The 16,124-nt window shown below is 60.4% G+C and carries 11 protein-coding genes and 4 tRNA genes; 9 read left to right on the top strand and 6 right to left on the bottom strand.

The features are described from left to right. Positions 1 to 20: 20 nt before the first annotated feature. The 5 genes from BM344_RS04420 (at position 21) to BM344_RS04400 (ending at position 1,681) form a co-directional block, all read left to right on the top strand. The gene (locus BM344_RS04420) at positions 21 to 893 is read left to right on the top strand and encodes a DUF2846 domain-containing protein (RefSeq protein ID WP_091986445.1); all 873 of its coding nucleotides are present in this window, start codon (positions 21 to 23) and stop codon (positions 891 to 893) included. Between the two features lie 49 nt (positions 894 to 942). Next, entirely contained in the window at positions 943 to 1,203 is a 261-nt protein-coding gene (locus BM344_RS04415) for a hypothetical protein (protein ID WP_091986443.1), read from the top strand. A 173-nt stretch (positions 1,204 to 1,376) separates the two neighbouring features. Next, positions 1,377 to 1,452: transfer RNA gene (locus BM344_RS04410), tRNA-Val, on the top strand. Positions 1,453 to 1,519: 67 nt separating this feature from the next. Beyond that, a tRNA-Asp gene (locus BM344_RS04405) sits at positions 1,520 to 1,596 on the top strand. Positions 1,597 to 1,605: 9 nt separating this feature from the next. Further along, a tRNA-Val gene (locus tag BM344_RS04400) sits at positions 1,606 to 1,681 on the top strand. A 163-nt stretch (positions 1,682 to 1,844) separates the two neighbouring features. On the opposite strand, the gene BM344_RS04395 is transcribed toward BM344_RS04400, so the two are convergent. Then, the gene (locus BM344_RS04395) at positions 1,845 to 3,251 is read right to left on the bottom strand and encodes a 3-oxoacyl-ACP reductase (RefSeq protein WP_091986441.1); all 1,407 of its coding nucleotides are present in this window, start codon (positions 3,249 to 3,251) and stop codon (positions 1,845 to 1,847) included. A 329-nt stretch (positions 3,252 to 3,580) separates the two neighbouring features. Between BM344_RS04395 and BM344_RS04390 the strand changes: the two genes are divergently transcribed. Next, on the top strand, positions 3,581 to 4,918 hold the full coding sequence (locus BM344_RS04390; RefSeq protein ID WP_091986438.1) for an acetyl-CoA C-acetyltransferase: 1,338 nt from the start codon (positions 3,581 to 3,583) through the stop codon (positions 4,916 to 4,918). Between the two features lie 229 nt (positions 4,919 to 5,147). Then, a tRNA-Met gene (locus tag BM344_RS04385) sits at positions 5,148 to 5,224 on the top strand. A gap of 58 nt (positions 5,225 to 5,282) precedes the next feature. Here BM344_RS04385 and BM344_RS04380 read toward each other — a convergent pair. Together BM344_RS04380 and BM344_RS04375 are read right to left on the bottom strand one after the other, a co-directional pair. Next, complete coding sequence (locus tag BM344_RS04380; protein ID WP_091986435.1) at positions 5,283 to 6,758, bottom strand: amidase; 1,476 nt, start codon at positions 6,756 to 6,758, stop codon at positions 5,283 to 5,285. 42 nt (positions 6,759 to 6,800) lie between these two features. Then, positions 6,801 to 7,808: a hypothetical protein gene (locus tag BM344_RS04375; RefSeq protein WP_091986433.1), complete on the bottom strand. Its 1,008-nt coding sequence runs from the start codon at positions 7,806 to 7,808 to the stop codon at positions 6,801 to 6,803. A gap of 152 nt (positions 7,809 to 7,960) precedes the next feature. Here BM344_RS04375 and BM344_RS04370 point away from each other — a divergent pair, with 152 nt between their 5' ends. Both BM344_RS04370 and BM344_RS04365 read left to right on the top strand, forming a co-directional pair. After that, positions 7,961 to 9,715, top strand: coding sequence for an autotransporter assembly complex protein TamA (locus BM344_RS04370; RefSeq protein ID WP_208603373.1), 1,755 nt, complete (start codon positions 7,961 to 7,963; stop codon positions 9,713 to 9,715). After that, a complete protein-coding gene (locus tag BM344_RS04365; RefSeq protein WP_228143549.1) occupies positions 9,712 to 13,467 on the top strand; it encodes a translocation/assembly module TamB domain-containing protein in 3,756 nt (1,251 codons plus the stop codon). The genes BM344_RS04370 and BM344_RS04365 overlap by 4 nt, the downstream gene beginning before the upstream one ends. Positions 13,468 to 13,487: 20 nt before the next feature. Here the strand turns inward: BM344_RS04365 and BM344_RS04360 are convergent, their stop codons facing one another. The 3 genes from BM344_RS04360 to BM344_RS04350 are packed head-to-tail and all read right to left on the bottom strand — an operon-like array spanning position 13,488 to position 15,931. After that, complete coding sequence (locus tag BM344_RS04360) at positions 13,488 to 14,174, bottom strand: SIMPL domain-containing protein (RefSeq protein ID WP_091986429.1); 687 nt, start codon at positions 14,172 to 14,174, stop codon at positions 13,488 to 13,490. Positions 14,175 to 14,202: 28 nt separating this feature from the next. Beyond that, positions 14,203 to 14,937: a gamma-glutamyl-gamma-aminobutyrate hydrolase family protein gene (locus tag BM344_RS04355; RefSeq protein ID WP_091986426.1), complete on the bottom strand. Its 735-nt coding sequence runs from the start codon at positions 14,935 to 14,937 to the stop codon at positions 14,203 to 14,205. Beyond that, positions 14,930 to 15,931: an amidoligase family protein gene (locus BM344_RS04350; protein ID WP_091986424.1), complete on the bottom strand. Its 1,002-nt coding sequence runs from the start codon at positions 15,929 to 15,931 to the stop codon at positions 14,930 to 14,932. Before BM344_RS04350 ends, BM344_RS04355 begins: the two co-directional genes overlap by 8 nt. Positions 15,932 to 16,124 lie beyond the last annotated feature (193 nt).

Here is a 16,124-nt window from a genome sequence, read left to right as displayed (position 1 = left end):
AGGATGAAGAGTTGCCAACCATGAAAACCCGAGTGCCTTCCGTTCCCGCTTTTCTTCGGCCGCTGGCTGCGGCGCTGCTGATGCTGGCCTTGTCCGGCTGTACGGTGTACCAGTCCATCGGCAAGAGTGTCGGTTCGTTCCTGCATCCGGTGTCCGGGCACGATTTCGTTCACATTGATAACGACAGCTGGGACCGTCGTAACGCGCTGCTGTATTTTTATCGCACTCACTCCCAGTGGGCGGCCGACGAGATCGAGGCGCCCAGCGTCTACATAGATGACACGCATTACTTCAATATCCGCAATGACAGTTTTACCTGGCTGGAGGTCAGCCCCGGGGAGCGACACATTGCCATGCGCCGACCGCTGCTGGGTCTTGAAGGGCTTAATTCCTTCAGTCTGAGTCTGATTGCAGACGCCACTCTCAAGGTTGAGCCCGGAAAGATCTATTACCTTCGATATAACGAACTGACGGAGCCTGACCAGCGGCATCCGCAGTTGGATCCGGACCATCCGCTTGCCCAGGGCGACCTGCAATTGGTAACGCGTGACTACGCCATGCAGGCCGATGAGCTTGTGTCCACCCGCTTTCTGAACAGCGACCTGCTGGCGCCGAACCACGCGGCTACCTCGATCGTGGAAGTGACGGAAGACGTGGATTACGAGCGCGAGCGGGTGTTGCTTGAGGAAGAACGGGAACTGGAGCTCGAGCGCTTGAAGGCCGAGGGCAAGTATGAATCCGCGTCCTGGTTCTGGCCCTTTGGTGGCGGCCCGACCGTTCCGCTGGAAACGGACCGGAAAATCAAGAAGCTCGAGCGCGAATACGCCGAACTTGAACGGGAGCGGGAGCGTCGAGAGGAGGCGGAATCCGACGGTGGCTGGTGGATTTTCTGAGTGCTGGCTACACTTGTCGGCAGGTACAACGCTCGGGATTTAAAACACCATGTCGCTGAAGGATTCTCTCAGGCTCCGCTTTGAAAAGTTGACCGACGACGTCGTGCCGCAGCTCCTCGAAAGCTGGGGCGATCTGCAAAAACGTCTGGATGACCTGAATTGCTCACTGGCGGAACGATCCGTCCCCGAAGACCGGCGTGCCAGGGTCAGCGAGCTATCCTTGCAGGAAAAGGCCCAGCGCGCAGGGCAGCGCAAGCCTGCGCTCCGGAGCGTCAAATCAGCCCCGGAACCGTCTGCCGGCAAAAAGTAAAATTGGACGAAAACTGTACGCTTTTTAATGGCTTGCAGGTTTTTTCAGAAATTTCCCGGAAAATATTTGACACCGTCAGCCAAATGCTTAAAATGCGCCTCTCACTTGGTTGAGACAGCTGCGCTGGCAACCGGGTGTATGGCTCCGGCTGTTTGAGAACGGAGCCCGAAAGTGGGTGGTTAGCTCAGCTGGGAGAGCATCGCCCTTACAAGGCGAGGGTCACTGGTTCGATCCCAGTACCACCCACCACTTTCAAGCGCATTACCGGATCAACCCATCCGGTTTCAGGTTCAGGCCCACGGGCCCGAATTGATGCGGAGCGGTAGTTCAGTTGGTTAGAATACCGGCCTGTCACGCCGGGGGTCGCGGGTTCGAGTCCCGTCCGCTCCGCCACTTTTTCCCGGGTGGTTAGCTCAGCTGGGAGAGCATCGCCCTTACAAGGCGAGGGTCACTGGTTCGATCCCAGTACCACCCACCAATATTCCGAAAAGGGCCGATCCGCAAGGATCGGCCCTTTTTTGTTTGTGTGGTCCGTGTTGTTGGATTACGCCTTCGGCTAATCCAACCTACACTGATCCCCTCTCAGCCCGCAGGTCGGATTAGCCAAAGGCGTAATCCGACTCCACGATCCGGCTGTAATGTTACTTGCCGATCAGAGACTGCCCACACACCCGCACAACATTACCGTTCACCCCGCCGGACGCCGGGCTGCAATACCAGGCAATGGCTTCCGCCACATCCACCGGCAGTCCGCCCTGAGACAGGCTGTTCATCCGGCGGCCCGCCTCTCGGATGGTCAGCGGCATGGCGGCGGTCATCTGGGTTTCGATGAAGCCTGGGGCGATGGCATTGATGGTCACGCCATTCTTGACCTGCCGGGCCATGGCCTCGACATAGCCGATCACGCCGCTCTTGGCCGTTGAATAGTTGGTCTGGCCAAAGTTGCCGGCAATGCCACTGATGGACGAGATGCAGACAATCCGACCGTTGGCTCTCAGGAGCTCCCGCTTGGCCAGTTCTTCGTCGATCAGTTCCTCGGCTGAAAGGTTCACGGCAATGGTCATGTCCCAGAAATGCTCCGGCATGTTGCCGAGGGTTTTGTCCCGGGTGATGCCAGCATTATGGATAACCAGATCCACTCCGCCGAAATGCTCTTCAACAAAGTCTGCGATCAGTTTCGGGGCCTTGTCATCGGTAATGTCGCAGGCCAGGGCCTTGCCCTTGATGGCGCCGGTGACTTTCTCAAGCTCTTCCAGTGCTGGCGGAATGTCGAGGCCGATCACGGTGGCGCCGTCCCGTGCCAGGGTCTGGGCGATGGCGGAGCCAATGCCCCGTGAGGCGCCTGTGACCAAAGCAACCTTTCCGCTCAGGGGCGCCACCGGGTTGGTTGCCGACGCCGGCTCGCTTTTGCTGACCCGGACCACCTGTCCGGAGACATAGGCCGATCGGGCCGAGAGGAAAAAGCGGACGCTGGAGTCCAGCTGCTTTTCGGCGCCTGGTGCCATCCAGAGAAGGTTGGCAGTGGCGCCTTTCTTGCCAATTTCCTTGCCAACGCTGCGCACGAAGCCTTCCAGCGCCTGTTGGGCGGCTGCATGGGGCGCTTTTCGGCAACTGGCCGGGTTCTGCCCAATGACCAGCACGCGCGCGTTGGTGCCCAGCTTTTTGATGGTGGGGTGGAAAAAGTCGTACAGTGCCCGAAGCTCCTCCGGGTTACGGATGCCGGTGGCATCGAAAACCAGAGCGCTGAACTTTTCCGATACCTCGGAGCCGAGATCCATTGGCTGGGCCTTGTTGCCGGCCTTGGCGGAGTCGTGCAGGCGGTCACTGCCGCTGGCGTGGTGAATCGTTGCTGCGCTTGCGCCGAGTGTGGCGCCGAGGGCTGCAATGGCCTTGCCGCCGTTGGCGGCGCCAATCAGAACGTCGCCCTCAATAAACGGCTGGTCGGTGCGTTTGAGCCGTTTCAGGGGTACCGGGGCGGGCAGGCCCAGGGACTGGGCTGCGGTCTTGCCTACGGGGGTGTTGACTATTCTCAGGTAGAGGTCAGACATTGCGGTTCCTTGTGGTTGCATTCGAATGACGGTTTGCGAATCGTCCTACAGGTTAAAGAATCGGCCAGTTTTTGGATTGACTCAATGCCTGTAGGGTGTTGTCAGGGGTGCCAATGAGGCATTTCGGGTTGTCGCTAAACTGTTTACAGTCCAAATTTTCAGACTTCGGAGCGGGGATTATTGGAGGAGGGCTTCCCAAAACACGCCCGTGAATACTTCCCTGTAGGGCTCGGTCGCGCCATCCATGGCGCTCCACGGTTTTGGGAAGCCCTCCTCCAATAATCCTCGGGCATCACAGATTTCGGCTCACTACTAAGGAATTGGCAATTATGGCAGAAGCATCGAAAACTCCGCGCAAGAAGACCAGTTCATCGAAGAAAGCCACGGCCGCGACGGCCGGCGTTCGTCGGGTGGCGGTGATTGGGGGCAACCGCATTCCGTTCGCCCGCTCCAATACCGCCTACAGCAAGATCAGCAACCAGGAGATGCTGACCTCAGCGCTGCGCGGGCTGGTGGACCGATATGGTTTGCAGCGGCAGCGCCTGGGTGAGGTGGCCGCAGGTGCGGTGATCAAGCATTCGCGGGATTTCAATCTTACCCGTGAGGCGGTGATGAGCTGCGGTCTGGCGCCGGAGACGCCGGCTTACGATGTTCAGCAGGCCTGTGGAACGGGGCTTGAGGCGGCTATTCTGGTGGCCAACAAGATTGCCCTGGGGCAGATCGAGTGTGGCATTGCCGGTGGCACTGATACCACATCCGATGCGCCCATCGGCGTCGGTGAGGGGCTGCGGGAGATTCTACTGGATCTGAACCGGGCGAAGACCGCCGGAGAGCGGTTGAAGATTCTTGCCCGATTCCGGCCCGCGCATCTGAAGCCTGAGATTCCGCAAAACGGTGAGCCACGCACCGGGATGTCCATGGGTGAGCACGCCCAGGTTACGGCGAAGGAGTGGGCCATTCCCCGGGAGGATCAGGACAAGTTGGCGTGGGAGAGTCATCAGAAGCTGTCCAAAGCCTATGAGGAAGGCTTCTTTGCCGATCTGATGACGCCGCTGGCGGGGCTTGAGAAGGACAATGTACTGCGTCCGGATACCACCCTCGAGAAGCTGGCGACGCTCAAACCAGTGTTCGACCGGGAGAATGGCACCATGACTGCCGCCAACAGCACAGCGCTGACCGATGGCGCTTCCTGCGTGCTGCTGGCCAGCGAGGAATGGGCCAAGGCGCATAATCTTGAGGTGAAGGCCTGGCTGACCTTCAGCGAGGTGGCCGCCGTTGACTTTGTGGACAAGAAGGAGGGGCTGCTGATGGCGCCTGCCTACGCGGTACCCCGGATGCTGGATAAGGCCGGCCTGACTCTGCAGGATTTCGATTTTTATGAAATTCACGAAGCCTTTGCCGCTCAGGTGCTCTGTACCCTGAAAGCCTGGGAGGATCCCACCTTTTGCAAGGAGCGGTTGGGGCTGGACAAGCCGTTGGGCAGCATCGACCGCGACAGGCTGAATGTGAAAGGCAGCAGCCTGGCCACGGGCCACCCTTTTGCCGCTACCGGCGCACGCATTGTGGCCACCCTCGCGAAATTGCTGGAAGAGAAGGGCAGCGGCCGCGGCCTGATTTCCATTTGCGCTGCCGGCGGCCAGGGGGTAACGGCCATTCTCGAGCGATAAGTTTCCGGACAGGCTGAGGTTTCCTTTGACAGCGGCGACCTCACCCCTTATCATGCGCGCCACGTTGATCGGGGGCTTCCCCGAGAAACAACCAGTTTGATGCGGGGTGGAGCAGTCTGGTGGCTTGCCGGGCTCCCAATCCCGCAAAAGCCGAAGGGAGTCTCGACCTTCGGCTTATGAGCCCGAGCTTTCGCCGGACTCAGGAGTCAAACAGAGATACAAGTTTTGATGCGGGGTGGAGCAGTCTGGTAGCTCGTCGGGCTCATAACCCGAAGGTCGTTGGTTCGAATCCAGCCCCCGCTACCATTTATGGAATAAAGCCCGCTTATGCGGGCTTTATTGCTTTAGCGGGCAATGCTGTTTCTCAATACCCCTCGGGTTTCACAAATCCCGCCAGTCCCGCCTCTTCAAGCAGCCCTGCGAAACCAATCGTCGTCAGATCCATCCCCGGTGCGCCGATCACCTGTACGTTGAAGGGCAGCCCGTTTTTTGCCCGTCCAAGGGGCACCGAGGTAGCTGGCAGGCCGAGCAGAGTGGCCAGGGCAATCCAGCAGAACTGGTCCAGGTAGGCCCTCGGTTTGCCCGCCACGGTAATGCGCCGTTTGAACACCGGGTTCGAATGGTCATGGGGTATGGCCGTGGTCGGTGTAACCGGCGTCAGCAGGACATCCACTTCCTCGAACAGAGATTCGATCTGGGCGCGCATTTTCTCGCGCATTTCACTCCACGCCATCCATTGGTGAACCGGCTGGTTCACGCCCCGGCCGTATTCGCCGATGCAGGCTGTGGCGGGGCCAAGGAACTTGAGCCACGGCTCCAGTCGAGCAATCCATTTCATCTGTCGACGCTGGGACGGCTTGAGCGAGGTGCTGAGCAGGCTGCCCAGCAAATTGAAATACGCCGGCAGGATGTGCTCCAGAGTCAGCAGAGGGTGCCGGGCCTCGGTTACCAGGGCGCCGCGGTCGGCAAGGGCGATACCCAGGTTACGGTAGGCCTCTGTCAGTTCCGGTTCCACCGGACATAGCGGATCTTCCAGCCATAACCCAATCCTGGCCTGGTCCAGGCTGTTTACCGTTGCAGGCGCAAGCTTGAGGGCCCAGCTGCGCTCCTGGTCCGCTCGGGGGCCGGCAATCACCTTGAGCAGCAGTTCAAGATCCCGGGCGTTGCGGGCCATGGGGCCGCCTTCTGCCAGGTCGGGCTGGGACTGGGTGCCGGGTGGTCCGGGGATATGGCCGCGAAAAGACACCAGCGAGCGGGACGGTTTGTGGCCGAACACGCCACAGAAATGGGCAGGGGTCCGAATGGAACCGGCCAGATCGCTGCCTACTTCCAGCGCTGTCATGCCCGCGGCCAGTGCGGCTGCGGCGCCACCCGAGGAGCCACCGGGGGTATGAGCCGGATTGTGGGGATTGTTGGTGACCCCGAAGAGTTTGTTGTAACTCTGCAGGTCGGTCGCATAGATCGGCACGTTGGTCTTGCCCAGGATTATGGCTCCGGCGCTCTCCAGTCGCTCGATGACATCAGCGTGGCGCTCCGGTTTATGGTCCCGTAGCGGCGATGCCCCGGCGGTGCAGGTCATGCCGGCGACTTCCCAAGTGTCTTTGATGGTCAGGGGTAAGCCGTGCAACGGGCCTTTTACTTGTCCTGCAGCACGGGAAGCGTCGGCCTGGCGGGCATCGGCCAGTGCCTGCTGTTCGTCCAGGGTGATGACCGCGTTTACCCTGGGATTGACCGACCGGATGCGATCGAGCAGGGCGCGGGTTAGCGTCTCGCTGGAGAGCTCGCCGGCGTTCAGCTGCTCAAGAAGGGCGTGGGCCGACTGATAATGCAGTGCATCCATGGGTATTCTCTTGTAGTTGGTCGCTGGCAATGTCTATCTGGATCAGGGCAGTTCGGCTCGCCAGTGTTTGACTTTGACCTGGCCCTTGATGGCTTCAATGATCTCAATAATAAGGTTGATCAGCGCTTCATTTTGGGCCTGGTTCGCCCGAGCGTCGTCGGGTGAGGGCAGGAAAACATGCACGATGTCTTCGATGAACGCGTGGTTGGATGCCGAGGCAAGATCTTCCAGTATCTGGTGGATGACGTTGGCGACGATGTCCCCCACCGCCTCCTCGAGGGTCTCCTGAATGGTGGGGCCCACCACCGGAAGGTATTTCAGACGGGATAACTCAAGGTTCTGTTTCAGAGCATGGTCAACACGATCCTCCAGATAGCTTCGCAAGGCTCCCCGATTGGGCACGTAGCCTTGCTGGGCGGCCTCGGCAACCCGCTGTGAAATCCAGTCGGATAACATATCCCGTCTCGGGTAAAGAATGTCTTCCTGAATCTTCTCGAAGAGCGGCGAGCCCCGTTTCACTTCCTGCTGGACACCGCTCAGGACCTTGAGCACGATCCGGTCCGACAGCTCCTCCATGAATGCTTCATAATAGAAACTGATAAACCGGTAGATGCGCGTGTTGGTAATGTCGATGATCTTGTACTGGTGCAGCCGGTAAATGATCGAAATCACCCGGAGAATCCTGAGGAAACGCAGGCTGCCGACCGGAATACAGCCAACCAGATCGTACCAGTGTATGAATGGATAGAAATACCACCGGTCGTAGACCTTCGCCTTCACGGCATAGCCCCAGCGCAGGAAGAACTCGCCCAGGAAAATGGAGACGAAAATCAGATCGTAGAAAATGAAGCGTTCGTGGATAGGATGGTAGAGCGACTGAAGCGCGGGTGCGTGTTCCTTGAGCAGGCTCTGGACGGCCACGAAGTTGTAGATTGAGTCCCAGATGATGAATGCCAGGTTGATGATCAGCAGGCCCAGCATCAGGAAATCAATGATGAACCAGATCAGCTGGTGGCTGGATTTGAGGTTTTCGCGGTTTATTTTCAGCATTCGCATGCGCCTGGTTGGATGCTAAGTCTCTGACAGGTTAGCTTATTTATGAGGAGCACACGACTCACCGTGGATTTAGCCGGCCATCTACCATTACACTCCCATCCATGAACGCAAACCCTTCTTGCAATCGCCAACGTTGAAAGCTCCGGATGCCGTCAATCCATAAAGCAGTGACAACGGGTTTCATCCGGTTTCTTGCGGCCCTGCTGTGGGCGCTGTCGTTAACGGCGCAGGCGCAACAGGTCGAGATCAGAATGGAAGGCGACTACCCGGCGCTCAAGGACAACGCTGAGGCTTTTATCGGCGAGGTGGAAGGTCGAAGTGAGGGCAATCTCAGGCGTTTTGCGCCCACGGCTGTGGACCAGGCCGAGAAGGCTTTGCGGGCGCTGGGGTATTATTCGCCCCTTATTTCCTGGACGGTTGAAGAAGGCGATTCCGAAGATACGGCAACGCTGACGCTAACCATAAACCCGGGCGAGCCTGTGCGAGTGACATCCAGGGTGGTTGAAATCCGGGGCGCCGCGGCCACTGATGAGGCCTTCACCGCAAACCTTCCCGCCCACCCCGCTGAGGGTGACATCCTCAACCACGGCGAATATGCCAACCTTCGCGGAACGATTGAGAACCGGGCACGCCGGCGTGGTTATTTCGACGGTCGTTTTGAAACCCGGACCCTGAGGGTGGATCCAGACAGCCGCAGCGCAGAAATTACACTTGTGTATGAAAGCGGAGAGCGCTACCGATTGGGCGATGTGAGATTCGAGGAAGGGCACTGGTTCGAACTGGACTTGCTGCGGGACTTCGTAACGTTTGAGCCAGGTACGCCCTTTCACTCCGATGAAATTGCCAAGTTGAATCGCGATCTGCAGAGCAGTGGCTATTTCCGGGGCGTTGACATAGACGCCTCACCGTCCCGAGCCGAGAACGGTGTGATTCCGGTTACGGTGGCGCTTGAGCGGCGCGAGGCGCGCTCGGTGGCGGCCGGTGTCGGCTTCTCCACAGACGTGGGGCCTCGCTTTCGCGGTACCTGGCGTGAGCACTGGATCAACCCGATGGGCCATAAGCGCGGAGCCGAAACCGAGCTGTCTGTGCCACGGCAAAACCTGAGCACCTGGTATGAGCTGCCCCTCGATCCCCCTATGACGGACCTGATCCGACTGACTGCGGGTTACCAGCGCGAGGACATCGAGAACGTCGAATCGGAACTGCTGACCCTGGGCCAGCAATGGCAGCACCAGCTGGACAGTGGCTGGCTTCAGGTTCTGTCACTACGCTGGGAAGGGGAGCGATTCAACATTGGTAACGACGAAACCGGCACCAGCTCACTGTTCCTGCCGGGCGCCGGTTATTCCCGCATTCATGCGGACTCGCCGCTGGATCCTTCCCGGGGCTATCGATTGCAGCTGGATATGACCGGCTCGCACAGGGCGTTGTTATCGGACGTGGATATCCTGCACGTCAACGCCCTTGCCAAGGGGCTGTTCACGCTGGCCGATAGGCACCGTTTCCTCGGGCGGGTTCAGGCTGGTGCCGTGGCCACCAATCGGTTCGAGGATGTGCCACCGTCCCTGCGATTTTTTGCCGGCGGCGACCAGAGTGTGCGTGGCTACGGATATGAAACGCTCTCGCCCGAAAACGAGAACGGTGTGCCGGTCGGGGGCCGCTTCCTGATGGTGGCCAGCGCCGAGTACCAGTATCAGTTTGCAGACAAGTGGCGGGCGGCGCTGTTCGTGGATCACGGCAACGCCGTCAATAATGTCAACGATCCCCTCGCCACCGGCGCGGGCGTCGGGATTCGCTGGATCAGTCCGGTCGGTCCCCTGCGCCTGGATGTCGCCAAGGGCCTGGACCCGGAGTTCGGCGGTGGTTGGCGAATTCACTTTTCCATGGGACCCGAGTTGTGACACAGACTCCGGACACACCAGACAACAGGCCTGCCCCCCGGCCCCGTCGCGGGCTGCGGTTCTGGTTGTTGCTGTGTCTGGGGCTGCTGTTGCTGGTGCCGCTTCTGTTGCTGGCCGTGGTGCTGCTGGCCCTGCGGTCCGAGACTGGCACGGCCTGGGTGATCGATCAGGTGCCAGGTCTGCAGGTGGTGGGCGATCGCGGCTCGCTGTTTGGTCAGTGGCAGGCGCAGAATCTGGTCTGGCGCGGGTATGGTGTGGAGGTTGTGGTGCAGTCTCCCCTCGTGGACTGGTCGCCGTCGTGCCTGTTCCAGAAGCAGTTCTGTGTCGATCAGCTCAAGGCGGAGGAACTGAGTGTCACCCAGCTCCCGCCGGCGGAACCATCCGAGGATGGCGGCGGTGCCATCGCGCTACCCGGAGTTGATCTACCCCTCGGTATCCGGGTGGACGGCGTACGAATGGGGCCCTTCACACTCAATGGCAATACCGTGTGGGACCGGTTTGAACTGGATGCTGGCGGGTCCGGTGCCGACTGGCAAATCGACCGGGTGTGGTACCGGCGCGGGGACTACACTGTCTCCGCCTCTGGACGCGTTGAAACCCGGCGGGATTGGCCGGTTTCGCTCGACGTTACCGCCACGCTGCCGCCACCCGAAGGTGATCAATGGACAATCGACGCCCGCCTGTCGGGTACGGTTCGTGATGTTCAGGTGTCGGCCCGCAGCAGCGGTTATCTCGAGGCTCAGCTGACCGGGCGGGTGGCGCCGCTGGATCCTTCACTTCCGGCCCGGGCGCGGATCAACTCGGAGCGTTTCCAGCCGGTGACGGCCATGCCCGACACCCTGGTATTGCATGACTGGTTTGTGGAGGCCCGCGGCAGCCTTGCCGACGGTTTCCAGACCCGGGGCGAGGCGCGATTGCCGGGCACGGCGGGACCCGTGCAGCTGGCGCTGCAGGGGAAGGTGACCACACGGGACGCTCGCGATATCCGGATTGAACTGAACTCCGGGAGCGCAACCGGCGAGGGCCAGGGCAGCGCCGTTGCCAGTGGCCAGGTGAGCTGGCAAGAGGGCCTGGAGGCCGGCGCCAACCTGCGTTTGCGCGAATTTCCGTGGTATACGCTGGTTCCCGGGTTAGAGCCGCCTCCGGTGAGCCTGAAGGCCCTGGATGGCAATGTGTCCTGGAGCGACGGTCGCTACCAGGCTGATCTGACCGCAGAAGTGGACAGTCCCCAGGGCATGGCCAGCCTGGCGACGACGGTTAACGGCGATATGGAGCAGGTAACGCTGACCGACCTGTCTGCCACCACCGGCGCCGGCGCACTGGCGGGCAAAGGCTCGGTCCACTTCGCGGGCCCGCTGTCCTGGGATGCCACCCTGAAACTGCAGGATTTCAATCCCGGTTACTGGGTCCCGGTACTTGAGGCGAGTCTCAGTGGCGATGTCGCCAGCAGCGGGCAGCTTCGCGAAAACCGTATTCCGGACCTCACCGCAACCTGGCAACTGGACGGAACATGGCGCTCCACCGAGGCTTCATTGTCTGGCTCGCTGGACACGTCATCCGGTAACTGGAAGTTGGCGGATCTGGCGTTGGTGGTCGGCGAGAACCGGGTTGAGGGTTCAGGCACCTGGGGCGACACGCTGGCCGGGGATCTGGCATTGAGCCTGCCGACGCCGGAACTGTTGTTGCCGGGACTGGGGGGTGCCCTGGAGGCAGAGTTGACCGCAGGCGGCACTCCCGAAAATCCCACTGGGACGTTAATGGTGAAAGGCCAGCAGATGCGCTGGCAGGACCAGCTCGCCGTCGATGCAATGAATCTGGAGGCGGTCCTCGAAACCGGCCAGCGCCTGAACGGACGGCTGGAGCTTGGCGAGCTGCGCGGGTTCGGTCAGGTGGTGAATACGGCCTCCCTGGAAGTGCGGGGTACGCGTGAGCGACACGCGGTTCGTCTCACCGTTGACCACCCGGAAGCGAACGTTGAGCTTGCGCTCGAGGGTGGCGCACCGAAGGATTGGCAGGGCTGGCGGGGGGCGCTGGCTCGTGGGGAGATCCGCATACCCGAGCAATCCCAGGTCTGGGAACTGGCGTCGCCGGCATCGCTGACCTACGGCGCCGGCGAATTGACCTTCGGCCAACACTGCTGGCGCTGGCAGCAGAGTTCGGTTTGTGCCGATGACCAGACCCTGCTACCCGTGCCCCGGATTGCTTACACCATCCAACGGTTTCCCGCCCTCGCGCTGGCGCCGCTGCTGCCAGACACCCTCCGGTGGGATGCCCTGATCGACGGCGTTATCGAATTCACCACTACCGATCGCGGACCGGATGGACGGGTTTTTCTGGATGCGGGGAACGGACAGTTCGAGATCCTGGTGGACGGTGAGTGGGAGACCCTGTCCTACAACGTGTTCTCGACGGAGCTGACTCTTCGCCCGGAGCAGGCCGACTTGGCCATGCGCCTCTCCGGTCCCGGGTTGGGAGAGTTTGCTCTGGAACTGGGCCTGGATCCAACTGCTCCGGATCGGGCTGTGGAGGGTGAGTTCCGGCTCCAGAACCTCGATATTGCCGTTGCCGGATTGCTGTCGGGGCTGGATGAGGTGGCCGGGCGTATTGATGGCCGGGGGCGGTTGTCAGGGCCGCTGATGAAACCAGCGGTGAATGGCGAGCTGCACCTGACGGGGGGTAGCGTGTCGGATCCCAGATTGCCGGTACCGATAGAGGAGCTCGTAGCCAGCGTCCAGCTTTCCGGTTATTCCGCCCAGCTCAGCGGGCGAATCCAGAGTAACGCCCGAAGTCAGACCACTCTGGATGGCGAGATTGACTGGGCACAGTCCCCGCGGGGCGAGGTGACTATTTCCGGGAGCCGGGTGCCCTTTCACATTGAACCCTATGCCCAGCTGGAGGTGGCGCCGGACCTCACCATCCGTTTCCGGGACGGCACTTTGATGGTGTCCGGAGAAATAGCGGTTCCCAGAGGCGATATCGAGATCAAGGCGTTGCCGGCCCAAGCGGTATCGGTGTCGGAAGATGAGGTGATTGTAGGGGTTGAACGGGAGGAGCCGATCGTTACCAATCTCAATATGGACGTTCGGGTCTTAGTCGGTGAGGATGAGGTGAACTTCAGTGCTTTCGGTGTAACCGGGGATCTGGAAGGGTCGCTGCGAATTGGCGACAACATGGACACACGCGGCACCCTGCAACTGGTTAACGGCCAGTATGAAGCTTACGGCCAGGAGCTGGAGCTCAGGCGGGCGCGGTTGTTGTTCGTTGGCAATCTGACCCAGCCCTATCTGGATATTGAGGCGATTCGAACGGTCGGCACGGTAGTCGCCGGTATACGGCTGACAGGTCCGGTGCAGTCGCCGGAGACAGAGGTCTTTTCCAACCCGGACATGCCGCAGACCGACGCGCTGTCTTATGTGATTCTCGGTCGTGCGCCCCAAAGCCGCGGTGACGAGGGACAAATGAGTCGCGCAGCCCTGTCATTGGGGCTGACCCAGGCCAACAAGGTGACAGGGCAGATCGGCGAGGAATTTGGCATACGTCAGCTCACCCTGGAAGCGGAGGGCTCGGGCGAGCAGACCTCGGTAGTGGCCAGTGGCTATCTGACCGATGAGCTGAGCGTTCGCTATGGCGTTGGTATTTTCGAGCCCATTACCACCGTGGCCCTGCGTTACGATCTGGGGCGTTATTTTTACCTGGAAGCCGCCAGTGGTCTGGCGGCGTCGCTGGATATTTTCTACACGCGGGACTTCTGATATCTCACCGGCCTCCGGCGTCACTCAAGCTCGAAGGTGGCGTTGACCGAAGCCTCGATTTCCCGCTCTCCCACGCTTGAAACGGTATCCGAGGCGGACTTCGCCTCTGCCATCATCATGGGTATGGGACGGTGGCCGCCATTGATATTAAGGGTCACGACCTCGCCGCAGCGCTGATCAAGCTGCTTCGCCACGAATTGGCAGCGGGCTTTGGCGTCGGCAATGGCCCGGGCCAGCGCCTCCTGTTCCAGTCCGGTCTCGTTGGAGTGGAAGAACTGGTGTGGCCCCAGGTGATAGTCCAGCCCGATGGCCTGAGCTTCCTGCAGCAGGGGATTGAGCAGGGTCAGGTCGTTGATGCTGAAGCTGATGGTCTGGGAGGCAACTGCGCGCTTCTCGGGCTCCTTGTTCCTGTCCTCGGGCGGTAGGGTGCGAGTGTAGAGATTCACGGTTGCATCGCTGTAGTCTGCAAGCCGGTCCCGGTAATCGGCAATACCCTCCCGCCATTGCGACATCAGGTTGGCGACCCGTTCGGTGGCTTTCTGGGGCAGGGCGTGTTCGGCACTGGCGGTGAACTGCAGTCGGGCACTGTCCGGCTCGTAGCGGACCCGGCCCTCGCCCGTGAGTGTTACTTCTCCCGCTACTGCCAATGCCGGCGCCAACAGGGCAAGGCTGACGCCAAGGCGCCGTTTGAGTTTCTGTACGTCCATTGTGTGCCTCCTATAGGCGCGAATGTTGTCAGGCCTCGCCGGTATCAGGATCCAGCCGGGCCAGTTTAAGTTTGCGGGCGGCCGCCACGAACTGGGCAAAGATGCGCCGATGCCCGCCGTGGTACAGCAGGTATTCGGGGTGCCACTGCACACCCATAAGCCACTGGCCCCGGGTGTTTTCGAATGCCTGGACGAACAGATCGTTGTCCAGTGCTGTCACCCGGAGGTCCCGGCCAAGCCGCTTGATGGCCTGGCTGTGAATCCGATTGGCACCGATAACCGGCGAATCCATGGCCTGCTCCAGACGGCTGGCGGTCACCACCCGAACGGTTTGCAGCGGCAAAAGCAGAGGCCGGTGGCGGGTGTTTACTCGCAGCGGTGTTACGTTCTGGCACAGCGATCCGCCTCGAAACACATTGATGAACTGGGCCCCGCGGCAGATGCCCAGCACTGGAATACCAATGGCCTCTGCGCCCTCCAGGAGCGCCTGGTCGGTGGCATCCCGCTTTCTGTCATAGCGGGCGCTCACCTGCGGTTGCTGCCCAAAGCGTTCCGGATGCACATGGGTGCCGCCAGAGAGGACCAGGCCGTCCAGCAGGGTAACATCGACACGGGCACCGGGCCGTATGTAGTAAGTCCGCGCTCCCTGCAGACGAAGCCCCAGGCCGATAAGCCGGTGAGCCAGGCTTTTCCGAGTGGGACCGCTGATGCCAATGGTCAGGCCGGGAACGTCCGGCTCTTCTGCCAACCGTAGCTCAGACATAGCCCTTCTTGCTCAGCCAGTCCTCGATGGTTTCCCGCCAGCTGTGTGTCAGGTTGTGGAGACTCAGTTTCCTGCGCTCCCGGAACAGGGCCCGCAGCTCAGCGAGGTCGTCGGCACGGTTGGCCAGTTGCTCAAGCACCACCCAGTCGTTCCACACGGTAGAAAAGTGCCACTCGGGGTTGTTGATGTCGCAGTCGGGCAGGCGGTAATGGAGTGTGGGCCGGCTCTTGATGCGTGGATCCTGCACGTGCCGTTTGAGGCGATCGCTGTCCAGGTGCGCAAACAGGGGCAGCAGATCAAGGGCGCGGTTCCGGGTTGGATTGTATTCCAGGTAGTCGTCCATCAGCTGCGCCAGGTCAGGATGGTAGTCGTCTTCCATCAGCAGCTCGGTGTAGCGGGTATGCCATGGCTCGATGTAGGTGGTGACCTTGCGACTGACATCCAGCTGGTGTCGGTGTTTCAACCACTCGTAGAGCCCGGCAAATGCCTGAAAGTACCGAACGAGGGTAGCCGGCTGCAGGTCCGGCAGCTCTGGGTTCAACTGTAAGCCGAAGGCGAAGTAGATGGCTTCCCGGCTACCCAGAGCGCCGGCGTCCCTCAGGCTGTCCATCAGGGACTCGATCACACCCAGATTGGAAAACGGGATCGGAGGGCTGATGATCTCAAGTGGCACAATCCGTTCGGCGGCGGCATCGATCACATCCATCGCCTGCCCACCAAACTCGCGTATGGACTCGGGCAGACGCTCATCGGTCAGGTCCAGTTCCTTGATGGGATCAGAGTCCAGCTCGACGGTAAATTCGCCAAGCCCGGTTTCAATATTCGTCACGTAGCGTGATCTGAGTTCGGGAATGCCCTTCAGGAGCTCTGCCGACAGCGCTACCAGATCGTCATAGCCAATACCCGACAGCTCAATTTCAACGCCAACCCTTCGATCCTCTCCCTCTCGGGTTTTCAGAATATCCGGCATCCTGCAGGCTCTGGACTGTGTCATGGTACTCCCTGGTGTGAGTTCGTACCGCTTCACCATAACATAGACCTGAGCGCACGATCGTTAAGCGCGGAGAAGAAATTGGCGGGATGCGCTTTACACTGGATAAAACACTGTATATAGTCTGATTACTGTATAAAAAAACAGGGCCGATAAAAGGCTATTAACGACATTGCAACTGCGGTCAAGACAGATA

The sequence above is a fragment of the Marinobacter gudaonensis genome (assembly GCF_900115175.1).
In the GTDB taxonomy this organism is placed as follows: Bacteria; Pseudomonadota; Gammaproteobacteria; order Pseudomonadales; family Oleiphilaceae; genus Marinobacter; species Marinobacter gudaonensis.
This window is presented reverse-complemented; position numbering and strand designations above follow the sequence as displayed.